Source organism: Candidatus Gastranaerophilales bacterium, assembly GCA_028696075.1.
Classification (GTDB): domain Bacteria; phylum Cyanobacteriota; class Vampirovibrionia; order Gastranaerophilales; family JAILCC01; genus JAQVHS01.
In genome coordinates, this window is sequence record JAQVHS010000004.1 from 143,314 (window position 1) to 154,087 (window position 10,774).

Genomic DNA, 10,774 nt, shown 5'->3' on the forward strand with positions numbered 1-10,774 from the left:
TCATGAAAATTGCAATTAATGAAGCTCTTAAAACAAACACCGATATTCCCGCAGGGGCTGTCATAGTAAAAGATGGCGAAGTAATCGCAAAGGCTCACAACAAAAAAGAAGAACTGAATGATGTATCGGCGCATGCAGAAATTCTTGCAATTAAAGAAGCGGCTCAAAAACTCGGCAACTGGCGTTTGTCAGGTACAAAAATGTACGTTACATTAGAACCGTGCCCGATGTGTGCAGCGGCAATAGTAAACAGCAGAATAGAAGAAGTGTATTTCGGCGCTTTTGACAACCTTTACGGCGCATTTGGCAGCACAATAAATATGGCGGGAATTTTCGGCTCCAAAATTAAAATAAAAGGGGGCATTATGGAAAAAGAATGCAAGGCGCTTTTGGACAATTTTTTTGAGGCAAAAAGATGAAAGAATTGCTGGATAAATTAGCAGCCAAGTATGAAACTCCTGATTTTATAAAATCAGATCCCGTACAATTCCCGCACAGATATTCAAAAAAACAGGACATAGAAATCTCGGGCATTATATCAAGCTCTTTTGCCTATGGTAAAAGAACCCTCTTCATAGAAAAACTAAAGTTCATCCACTCCGTAATGGGCAAAAGTCCACACGAGTTTTGCGTTAATTTCACCGTCAAAGACGAAAAACACTTTGAAAACTTCAGGTACAGATTTAATAACGGCAATGATATTATAACGCTTATTAATTCGTTATCCGCTATTTACCAAAACAATAACTCGCTGGAAGATTTACTTGTTAAATTTAAAACAGAAGACACCCCAAAAAACATCCTTAATGTACTAATACAGCATCTATACCCTGACAATTGCTCAAAAGGCTTCTGCTACCTTTTGCCAAACCCCTCCTCAAACAGCGCCTGCAAGCGACTTAACCTGTTTTTAAAATGGATGGTTAGAGGCGGAAGCGTGGATTTAAACAACTGGACTATCATAGACAAGAAAAACCTCATAATCCCATTAGACACTCATGTAGCAAGAATTTCGAGATATTTAAACCTGACTTCACGCAAGTCCAACGACTGGACGACAGCCCGGGAAATAACCGATAACCTGAAGAAATTTGATGCAAATGACCCTGTTAAATATGATTTTGCATTATTCGGCTACGGGGTGGAACACCCGATAATAGACCTGTGATATTGCATATACAAGATGTTTTATAGTAAGCTGATTTCATGAAAAATTCGACCGAACAATTTTTACAAAAATATAACCTTTTACACTCTCCTATGCTTTTGGCATTTTCAGGCGGGTTTGATTCTTGTGCGCTGGCTGATATTCTTTTTGAACTATCGCAAAAGCATGGTTTTTATTTGGCGCTTGCCCACTTAAACCATAACTGGCGGGGCAAAGAATCAAAAAAGGAACAGGAAAAATGCAGGTTATTTGCACAAGAAAGAAACTTACCGTTTTTTACCGCACAGCTTGATGACACCGTTGCTAAAACAGAAACAGCAGCACGTGAGGCAAGGTACGAATTTTTGACAAATTGCGCTAAAGAAAATAATATTCCAAATATTTTTACCGCCCACACTTCTTCGGACAACTCAGAAACCTTACTTTACAGGGTTATAAAGGGTACGGGTATAGACGGGTTGCAGGGTATTGCCCCGCATATAAGATTAAACGAAGTCAATGTATACAGACCGTTGCTTGATTTTGACCGCAACGATATTTTAAAATACTGTCAAAATAACAACCTTAGCCCTAACAATGATTCTTCAAATTCTGACACTAAATATATGAGAAATAAAATCAGAGCCGAAATTCTTCCGCTTCTCAAAGAAATCAACCCGGAAGTCGAAACGGCATTGACCCGTTTAATACATCTTTCAAAAGAAAATGAAGAAATTATCTGCAATCTTCTTGAGGAAACATATCGAAAGATAAAAAAAGACGGACTAATATATACCTCAGAGTTTATAAAATTATCAAAATCTCTGCAAAAACGTATAATCAAAGATTTTTTGGAAAAAGAAAATATTGACTATGATTTTAAAAAAGTAACAGAGGTTTTTGACTTTATACAAGCACAGCAAAATTCCAAATCAGGTAAAACTCTTTCTATAACAAATAATTTATGGCTGTTCGTTCAGGATAAAAAAATGGAATTTATAGCCCAAACAAACACAATCTCAACCGAAAAAGAGCTGGATTTAAACGGTGAAACCCACTTTGAAGAATTAGGCATAAAATTAATATGCACCCCCTCCCCCCCTACTCCCGAACAATATCCGGATTCTGACGCTTCTATTGCATACGTTGATTTAAGCTCAATAAAAAAACCCGTTATAGTAAGAACAAGGCGCAAAGGTGATATAATTACGCCGTTTTCGCACAGTACACCAATTAAGCTCAAAAAGTTCCTTAATAATTATAAAATACCAAAACATCAAAAAGAGTCGTTAGCTTTATTGGCAGAGGGAAATGAAATTTTATGGGTGATTAATTTTGGATTAAATGCTAAGATAAAAGTAGACAAAACACCTACACACAAAATAGAAACGATAAGTTTATAGGAGCTAAGAATGGATAATCTCATATTAAAAAACCTTCAAGTGCTGATTTCTGAGGAAGACTTACAAAAACGTATAAAAGAATTGGCGAATGAAATCAATAAAGATTACAAAGGCAAAGAAATCGTTATGATTAGTATCCTCAAAGGCTCTGTTATTTTCACATCGGATTTAATCAGACATATTAAAGTGCCTTTGCAGCTTGAATTTATCAGACTGTCCAGCTACGGTAACGATGTGCGCTCTTGCGGCAAGGTAAAAGCAATAGACCTGACCCTGCCAAACTTAAGCGGAAAAAACGTCATTATAATAGAAGATATTATTGATACAGGTTTAACTGCTAATTTTTTAACAAGTTATTTCAACCTGCAGCATAACCTGGACGATATTAAATTTGTAACCCTTTTAAACAAAGAGGTAGCAAGAAAATATGAAGTAAATGTAACCTACTCGGGCTTTGTCATAGATGATTACTTTGTTGTAGGCTACGGACTTGATTACGGCGGGTATTACAGAAATCTCCCTTATGTGGGTTATTTCCCAAGCTAAAGTTTTGATATTACAGCTTCGGTAAATTCAGAAGTAGTAGCGCTGCCGCCTAAATCAGCTGTTAAAACTTCGCCTTCCTTGAGAACCTCAAAAAGGGCATTTTTAACTTTTGCCGCTATATCGAATTTATTCAGGTATTCAAGCATCATTACCGCGCTCAAAAGCAAAGCCGTGGGATTAGCTTTGTTTTGCCCTTTTATATCAGGCGCGCTGCCATGTACAGGTTCAAACACCGCATAATCATTACCGATATTAGCGCCTTGCGCAACTCCTAATCCGCCTATCAAACCTGCAGCCAAATCTGACACTATATCGCCGTATAAATTAGGCAAAAGGAGTACATCATACTTTTGAGGATTTTGCACCAGCTGCATACATAAATTATCGACAAGGACTTCTTTATGCTCTATCTGCGGATAATCCTTCGCTACGGCTCTTGCACATTCCAGGAATAACCCGTCGGTAAGCTTGCAAATATTGGCTTTGGTAACGGTTGTAACTGATTTTCTGGAATTTCTAAGCGCATAGTCAAATGCAAATCCTGCTATTCTTAAAGAAGCCTCTCTTGTAATAAGTTTGATTGACTCGCAGGTATTCTCATCTATTTTACGCTCAATGCCCGCATACAAATCCTCTGTGTTTTCTCTTACTATGATTAAATCTACATTTTCATATCGGGTTTTTACATTAGGAATGTTATAAGCAGGTCTAAGACAGGCATACAAATCCAATTCTTTTCTTAGTGTAACATTAACGCTCCTGAAACCTTTACCTATAGGGGTAGTAACAGGGGCTTTCAGGGCAATTTTATTTTTGCGCACAGAATCTAAAACTCTTTGAGGCAAAACGCAGCCCTCTGTTTCCAAAACCTCTGCACCTGCCGTTTGAATATCCCATTCTATATCAGCGCCCGCTTTTTCTAAAATTTTAACAACAGCTTCAGATATTTCAGGACCTATACCATCCCCTTTTATTAGTGTAACAGATGTTCTCATGTGTTTTCTCCATAATGTATATTTATGTTAATTTTACAATAAAAACCATAAAATGAGGTTTAAAATTTTCAATTTTTGTACATAATAACAATATGCTTCTATAGCATCTTAAGTAGTAAAATACTACAGCCCGCGATGAGCGGGCTGTTTGTTTGCATGCTTATATTTTTTCGCTGAGAGATGTTCGGGGGCGGGCTGTTTGTTTGCATGCTTATAATTTTTTTCGCTGAGAGATGTTTAGGGGCAGGCTGTTTGTTTTTTGTTCTTATATACATAAAAACGGACTCTCAAAAGAGAGTCCGTTTTAAGGTTATTATAATAAATGATTATTTATTATAGATACTTACAGGGCAAGTAATAAGAACAGGAATTTCATGTCCTTCTTTCGCTCCGTAGTTCACGCCCGGAGTTACAAATCCGGCAACAGCGCCTGCAGCAGCTCCGCAAGGAATACCGATAGCAAGACCTTTTCCCGTTTCATCGTTAGGAATACCGATACCCAATCCTGCGCCGGTACCTACAGCAGCACCGCCAAGTGTCCACCATAGAGGCTTTTGCCAGCAATTGCTTTCAAGTACGCCGTCATTTACGAAGACTTTACCTTTAATGATAAATTTTTCTCCGCAAGGTGTTTTAGCTTCTTTGAAATCCAATGTTAACTTAGCGTTTTTATTCAGCCACTGAGGGTCATCAAGTTTATCAACCATAGCTGTAAACTCAGTACCTGCAGGGAATAAAAGCGTCCCTTCATCGGTAACTAAATCTTGTTTTAGTACAAAATAGACGTTATCGCCTTCGTTATAGTTTTTAGAGTTAAAGTGAGTAGTAAATGCAACTTTAATTACATTGTTAACATCAATAATTTTTCTAATGTTTGTAATTTGAACAGTATTGTTGGGTGCATTAGCTACAACGCTTAAATGCTCTGTTTTTAGGATAGTTTCTTTTAATTTATATTGATCTTTTACCAGATTAAGAGCATTTCTTAATTTGTATAATAAAACAGCAGCTTCTGCTCTGTTTAATTCTTTTGCTGGTAAAAACTCTTTAGCGTCAGGATAATTAACATACAAACCATACTTAACTGTTTTTTCATAAGTTTTCAAAGCCCAGGCGGGAATATTGCCTTTGTCAACAAAACCGTTTAAAAGAGAAGCATCAGATACCGTATCTTTTGTAATGTGGCTCATTACAGAGTTAGCTTCAGCTTTTGTCATAATTCTGTCGGGTCTGAAGGTTTTGTCGGGATAACCGTAAACCAAACCTAACTGTTCACTTCTCATAATGCTGTCAAATTTAGGCGTATTTGAATCAACATCAGTAAATTTGTTTGTGATAGTAATTTGAAATCTGTCATTTTCAAGAGCTTTAAGTACCATGTCTGCAAAGCTCACTCTTGAAACAGCAGCCTCGGGGTTAAATTTACCGTCAGCCGATACTGTCATAATACCATCCGCTACAACAGAATGGATTTCTTTATGCGCCCAATAATTAGAAGGCACATCAGTAATTTGGCGGGCATTTGCAGTGAATGCAAATAAGAATATGCCCATTAAAACCGCTAAAATCTTTTTCATTTTTTAGTCCTCAACTTTCTGCTAAAAAATCCGCATTATTATATAACAATCTAATATTGAATTTATTATATCAAAAAATTTTTTTTTTAGAAGCCAAATTACAATAACAGTTACATTATTTCTTTTAAAATACTTAAATTACCCGAACGGGTGTTTTGTTCAAAGAATGAAACCCTTATCATGTTGAATAAGAAAAAGGGAGATTTGAAATGAAATATTTAAAATATATATCATTAGTACTGGTTATAATAGGAGCTTTAAATTGGGGGCTTGTAGGCTTGGTAAATTTTGACCTGGTGGCATTTTTATTTGGAGACATGACCTTATTAAGCAAATTGGTCTACATATTAGTAGGACTTGCCGCGCTGGTGTTAATATTTATGGAAATATTTATGCCTTGCGAGTGCATGGAAGATTAACAACGTTTATTGTCCCAAGCATACTCAAACAGTTATGCTTTAGACAATAAAACCTGTTCAAAACTCGAGATTTTGTACAAAATAGTAAACAGCTTGAAGTAATAACAGCTTAAAATTTTGAAATCACAAAAATGACCTCTTCCGCAAGCAGATTAGGGAAAAAGCTTACAGGCAAATACTTTTTAACTTTTGCTCTGGTTGTATAAATTTTGTGCAAGATTTTTATATCTCTTTTGCGCGCAAAGTCAAAAAAGTCGTTTATGGTCAAAAGGTGGATATTCGGCGTATCATACCATTCAAACGGTAAAATATTAGACTTGGGCATTTTGCCGTTAAAGAACAAAAATGACCTTACACGCCAGTAGGCAAAATTAGGAAAACTTACCACACATCTTTTCCCTACCCGCAGCATTTCCTGCAAAACAAATTCAGGATTATGCGTAGATTGGAGGGTTTGATTTAATACAACAAAGTCATAAGAATTATCGGCAAATTCTTTTAAGCCTGCATCAATATCGCCCTGAATAACAGATAATCCTTTTTCTATAGCGCTTATTATATTAGCCTGGTTAATATCAACCCCAATAGTTTTGGCGGATTTTTTATCAACCAAAAGTTTCATCAACTCGCCGCTGCCGCAGCCTAAATCCAAAACCCTTGAATTATGCGGAATTATATCGCTTATCAATTCGTAATTAAGGTGTAATCCTTTAGATGTGCTGTAATGGCTAGTCATTCTTAATATCCTTCAAAAAACTCTTTATAATTTTCGTCTGTGTTTCATACTCCAGCAAAAAGGCGTCATGCCCGCATGGTGAGTCTATCTCGCAAAAAGATACTGTTTTGTTCAAATTCATTAGGGCATTCACCATTTCTTTAGATTGGGCAGTGGGAAAAAGCCAATCTGAATTAAAAGACATAATTAAAAATTTTGAATTGGTATTTTTAAAGGCTTCTGATAAAGACCCATATTTTTTACCCAAATCAAAGTAGTCAACCGCTTTTGTAATATACAGGTAACTGTTTGCGTCAAACCTGTCAACAAAGACCTCGCCTTGATGCTGCAAGTAGCTTTCTACCTGAAAATCAATATCCATGGAAAAATCAGGGTTAACTTTATTTTGAAGCCTTCTTCCGAATTTATTGTGCATGGCTCCTTCGCACAGATAAGTAATATGACCTACCATTCTTGCTATAGAAAGCCCCCGGTCAGGTTTTTTTTCCTGATTATAATAGTTACCGTCGTTCCAATCAGGGTCAGATAGGATGGCATTTCTGCCCACTGCGTTAAAAGCAATGCCCTGTGCGGAAAGTTTACTCGTAGAAGCAATAATAATGGCGGATTTTACCATGTCAGAATATGCTATACTCCATTGAAGAGCCTGCATGCCGCCCATTGAACCGCCTGCAACGCTTAGAAGAGCCTTTACGCCAAGATAATCAACAAGTCTTTTTTGAACTTCCACAGTATCTTCAATAGTTATAACAGGAAAACTGATACCGTAAGGCTCACCTGTTTCGGGATTAATTGAAGAAGGTCCCGTTGTCCCTTTGCAGCCGCCAAGAATATTCGAGGAAATCACAAAGTATTTGTCGGTATCAAAAGCCTTTCCGGGTCCAATCATGTCATGCCACCAGCCCGGCTTCATATCGCTTTCCGAATGATATCCCGCAGCATGGGCATCACCGGTTAAGGCATGTACCACTAAAATTGCATTGTCTTTAGAAGGATTTAAGCGTCCGTAAGTTTCATATGCAACGGTTATAGGTCCAAAAAGTTCGCCGCATTCAAACTTCAATTTTTCTTCTATGGTAAAATACTTTGTTTCCGTTAAACCCACTGATTTTTCTATCATTATTACCTCGAATAACCTGCTTAAATATATTAGCAAAAAAAGACCGCTGCACAAACCGAAAAAAATATTTTTTCTAAATATTTAAATTGGTGCTTGACGTTCAAATATGTGCTTGTTATTTTATAAGAGTGGTTGCTTAAAATAAGCGTCCATAGCTCAGCAGGTAGAGCACTCCCCTTTTAAGGGATAGGTCCTGCGTTCGAATCGCAGTGGACGCACCACTTTTAAAGACCCTCACAGAGGGTCTTTTTTTGTTATGGAACGCAGGACCTATCGGTCGAACATTAATCTCAATGCCTACGCATAGCTTCGGCTTGCGAATCGCAGTGGACGCACCACTTTTAAAGACCCTCACAGAGGGTCTTTTTTTGTTATGGAACGCAGGACCTATCGGTCGAACATTAATCTCAATGCCTACGCATAGCTTCGGCTTGCGAATCGCAGTGGACGCACCACTTTTAAAGACCCTCACAGAGGGTCTTTTTTGTTATCAAGTTATAAATCGTTTCACGTTTTTACAACTGCTAAATAAAAATTGCCTGCTAATTATTTACATAACCATATCAAGTTTCATTTTCATGCTAAAATTTAAAGGTAGAATAGTAAAATTTAATTTCCAAGGGTAAGATTTACATGACATTGTTATCTATATGTATTCCGACTTACAACAGGGAGCCGGCACTTGAAAGAACTTTAAGTTCTATAGTGCGCCAAAACTCATTTCTAAGCTCTGATGATTTTGAGGTAGTAATCTCTGACAATGCTTCTACCGATAAAACAAAAGAAACTGCGCTTAAATACGTAAATTTGTTCCCCCAAAAAATCAAGTATATAAGACAGGAAACTAACATTGGCGGCGATAAAAACTTTATGGCGGTTTTAAATTCAGCGTCAGGCAAATTTTTAAAGCTTCACAATGATACGGCTGTTCTTATACCCGGCGCTTTATATGAAATGCTTCAAACCGTAGAAAACAATCAGGGTAAATCCGTAATATTCTTCTCTAACGGTAATACTGCCGAAACAAAAGAATGCCTTGATATGAATGCATTTGTATCAACAGTTTCATTTTATATTACCTGGATTGGCGGTTTGTGTCTTAGGGCTGATGATTTTAAAGCATTGCCTGATATGACAGAAAAAGCCAAAAATCAACTCCTTCAGGTTAATTGGATATTGACACTGATATCCGAAGGTAAAAAATCGTTCGTAAACTCAAAATATTTATTTAATGTCCTAAATACAAATGATAAGTCAGGATACAATATAGCAAAAGTTTTCGGACAAAATTACTTTGAAATTTTAAACGAATGTGTAAAAAAAGGCTGCTTAAAACCATCTGTTTACAAGGCGGAAAAGAAAAAAACACTATATAATCATATAATCCCTTATTACTTTGATTTTGACAAACAATACAACTTTAATAAAGGCAATTATTTCTATCACTTACGTGCATGTTGGTTTGATTTATTTTTCTATACGGCATTCGCCTATATAATAAAGCAATATATGCATCATAAAAGATTAAAACGCTTAAACAAAAATAATGAAAGAATTGCGAAAGAAGTCTTAAAATATATGAGCAACGCACCGCAAGGACTTGACAATTTCAGAGCAGAATGGCGGCAAAATAATTTACATAATGATATCAGCGTCGAAAATATATTTGATATAAACTTAGTAACCGCAGGGAATTATTCTTACGGAAACTTAAACGTACAATCCTGGGGTACGGATAATGAAAAACTTATAATAGGCAACTATGTTTCAATCTCTCCGAATGTTAAGTTTATGCTGGGCGGAAATCATCCGTATGAAGGGTTTTCTACATATCCATTCAAAGTAAAATTTTTCTCCGAAGTATCGGAAGCCGCTTCCAAAGGTCCTATCATAGTAAAAGATGATGTTTGGATTGGAGAAAATTCTATAATAATGTCGGGCATTACTATAGGACAAGGCGCGATTATTGCAGCAGGGAGCCTTGTAACAAAAGACGTTCCGCCTTATGCAATAGCCGGAGGCAATCCCGCTAAAGTTATAAAGTACAGGTTTGAACCTGAAATAATTGAAAAAATACTTGAGTTTGATTTTTCGACGCTAACAAAAGAGCAAATTATAAATAATAAAGACATCCTGTATGAAAGACTTACAAAGGATAACGTTAATAACATAATATCTAAGTTGAAAGGTGAATAACATGAAAGTACTTATACTTGCAGGCGGACTTGGTACAAGATTATCAGAAGAAACCGATCTGAAACCGAAACCAATGGTAGAAATAGGCGGCAAGCCTATTCTGTGGCATATAATGAAGACTTATTCCTATTACGGATTTAACGAATTTGTTATTTTAACGGGTTATAAGTCGCATATTATCAAAGACTATTTTGTAAACTACTACAACAGATACTCGGATATAACCGTAGATATGGCAAATAACACGGTGGAAGTACATAAAACAAGACATGAACCCTGGAAGGTAACTATGCTCTACACCGGACAAAATACCATGACAGGCGGCAGGATTAAAAAAGCAAAGGATTATATCGGTAACGAACCTTTTATGCTTACTTACGGCGACGGTGTTTGTGATGTTAATATTAACGACCTTATAGCTGCTCATAAACAATCAGGGAAACTGGCAACAATGACAGCAGTGCAGCTTTCAGGTCGTTTTGGCGCATTGATAATAAAAGACAACAATATGATTACCTCTTTTATGGAGAAACCAAAGGGAGATGAAAGTTGGATTAACGGCGGATATTTTGTATGCCAGCCGGAAGTTCTCGACTACATTTCCGATGGCAATGATGTAATATTTGAAAGGACTC

At 36.7% G+C, this 10,774-nt stretch carries 11 protein-coding genes and 1 tRNA gene; 8 read left to right on the forward strand and 4 right to left on the reverse strand.

The annotated features are described in order from the left end of the window. The first annotated feature begins 2 nt into the window (after window positions 1-2). Genes PHX18_04395 through hpt form a run of 4 tightly spaced genes read left to right on the forward strand, consistent with a single transcriptional unit; the run spans window position 3 to window position 3,096 of the window. Window positions 3-419: a nucleoside deaminase gene (locus PHX18_04395; GenBank protein MDD3593851.1), complete on the forward strand. Its 417-nt coding sequence runs from the start codon at window positions 3-5 to the stop codon at window positions 417-419. Further along, a complete protein-coding gene (locus PHX18_04400) occupies window positions 416-1,168 on the forward strand; it encodes a TIGR02757 family protein (protein MDD3593852.1) in 753 nt (250 codons plus the stop codon). Before PHX18_04395 ends, PHX18_04400 begins: the two co-directional genes overlap by 4 nt. Before the next feature lie 38 nt (window positions 1,169-1,206). Beyond that, entirely contained in the window at window positions 1,207-2,550 is a 1,344-nt protein-coding gene (gene tilS, locus PHX18_04405; GenBank protein MDD3593853.1) for a tRNA lysidine(34) synthetase TilS, read from the forward strand. A 9-nt stretch (window positions 2,551-2,559) separates the two neighbouring features. Beyond that, window positions 2,560-3,096 (forward strand): hypoxanthine phosphoribosyltransferase, encoded by a 537-nt coding sequence (gene hpt, locus PHX18_04410; GenBank protein ID MDD3593854.1) that lies wholly within the window; start codon window positions 2,560-2,562, stop codon window positions 3,094-3,096. On the opposite strand, the gene PHX18_04415 is transcribed toward hpt, so the two are convergent. Continuing rightward, complete coding sequence (locus tag PHX18_04415; GenBank protein ID MDD3593855.1) at window positions 3,093-4,091, reverse strand: isocitrate/isopropylmalate family dehydrogenase; 999 nt, start codon at window positions 4,089-4,091, stop codon at window positions 3,093-3,095. The two genes, hpt and PHX18_04415, sit on opposite strands and share 4 nt — an antisense overlap. A gap of 326 nt (window positions 4,092-4,417) precedes the next feature. Continuing rightward, the gene (locus PHX18_04420; protein MDD3593856.1) at window positions 4,418-5,668 is read right to left on the reverse strand and encodes an S-layer homology domain-containing protein; all 1,251 of its coding nucleotides are present in this window, start codon (window positions 5,666-5,668) and stop codon (window positions 4,418-4,420) included. Between the two features lie 209 nt (window positions 5,669-5,877). Between PHX18_04420 and PHX18_04425 the strand changes: the two genes are divergently transcribed. Beyond that, entirely contained in the window at window positions 5,878-6,087 is a 210-nt protein-coding gene (locus tag PHX18_04425) for a DUF378 domain-containing protein (protein ID MDD3593857.1), read from the forward strand. Window positions 6,088-6,196: 109 nt separating this feature from the next. On the opposite strand, the gene metW is transcribed toward PHX18_04425, so the two are convergent. Together metW and PHX18_04435 are read right to left on the reverse strand one after the other, a co-directional pair. Continuing rightward, window positions 6,197-6,823 (reverse strand): methionine biosynthesis protein MetW, encoded by a 627-nt coding sequence (gene metW, locus PHX18_04430; GenBank protein ID MDD3593858.1) that lies wholly within the window; start codon window positions 6,821-6,823, stop codon window positions 6,197-6,199. Further along, the gene (locus tag PHX18_04435) at window positions 6,816-7,943 is read right to left on the reverse strand and encodes a homoserine O-acetyltransferase (protein MDD3593859.1); all 1,128 of its coding nucleotides are present in this window, start codon (window positions 7,941-7,943) and stop codon (window positions 6,816-6,818) included. Before PHX18_04435 ends, metW begins: the two co-directional genes overlap by 8 nt. A gap of 145 nt (window positions 7,944-8,088) precedes the next feature. Here PHX18_04435 and PHX18_04440 point away from each other — a divergent pair. The 3 genes from PHX18_04440 to rfbF all read left to right on the forward strand — a co-directional run. Next, window positions 8,089-8,164: transfer RNA gene (locus PHX18_04440), tRNA-Lys, on the forward strand. 412 nt (window positions 8,165-8,576) lie between these two features. Beyond that, on the forward strand, window positions 8,577-10,139 hold the full coding sequence (locus PHX18_04445; protein ID MDD3593860.1) for a glycosyltransferase: 1,563 nt from the start codon (window positions 8,577-8,579) through the stop codon (window positions 10,137-10,139). A gap of 1 nt (window position 10,140) precedes the next feature. Continuing rightward, window positions 10,141-10,774, forward strand: a 634-nt coding sequence (gene rfbF / locus PHX18_04450; GenBank protein ID MDD3593861.1) for a glucose-1-phosphate cytidylyltransferase, incomplete at its 3' end; no start/stop codon positions are given.

Excerpts from the sequence above, each read along its gene's own strand:
- PHX18_04395 (MDD3593851.1), top strand. The coding sequence starts at position 3 with ATGAAAATTGCAATTAATGAAGCTCTTAAAACAAACACCGATATTCCC.
- PHX18_04400 (MDD3593852.1), top strand. The coding sequence starts at position 416 with ATGAAAGAATTGCTGGATAAATTAGCAGCCAAGTATGAAACTCCTGAT.
- tilS (MDD3593853.1), top strand. The coding sequence starts at position 1,207 with ATGAAAAATTCGACCGAACAATTTTTACAAAAATATAACCTTTTACAC.
- hpt (MDD3593854.1), top strand. The coding sequence starts at position 2,560 with ATGGATAATCTCATATTAAAAAACCTTCAAGTGCTGATTTCTGAGGAA.
- PHX18_04415 (MDD3593855.1), bottom strand. The coding sequence starts at position 4,091 with ATGAGAACATCTGTTACACTAATAAAAGGGGATGGTATAGGTCCTGAA.
- PHX18_04420 (MDD3593856.1), bottom strand. The coding sequence starts at position 5,668 with ATGAAAAAGATTTTAGCGGTTTTAATGGGCATATTCTTATTTGCATTC.
- PHX18_04425 (MDD3593857.1), top strand. The coding sequence starts at position 5,878 with ATGAAATATTTAAAATATATATCATTAGTACTGGTTATAATAGGAGCT.
- metW (MDD3593858.1), bottom strand. The coding sequence starts at position 6,823 with ATGACTAGCCATTACAGCACATCTAAAGGATTACACCTTAATTACGAA.
- PHX18_04435 (MDD3593859.1), bottom strand. The coding sequence starts at position 7,943 with ATGATAGAAAAATCAGTGGGTTTAACGGAAACAAAGTATTTTACCATA.
- PHX18_04445 (MDD3593860.1), top strand. The coding sequence starts at position 8,577 with ATGACATTGTTATCTATATGTATTCCGACTTACAACAGGGAGCCGGCA.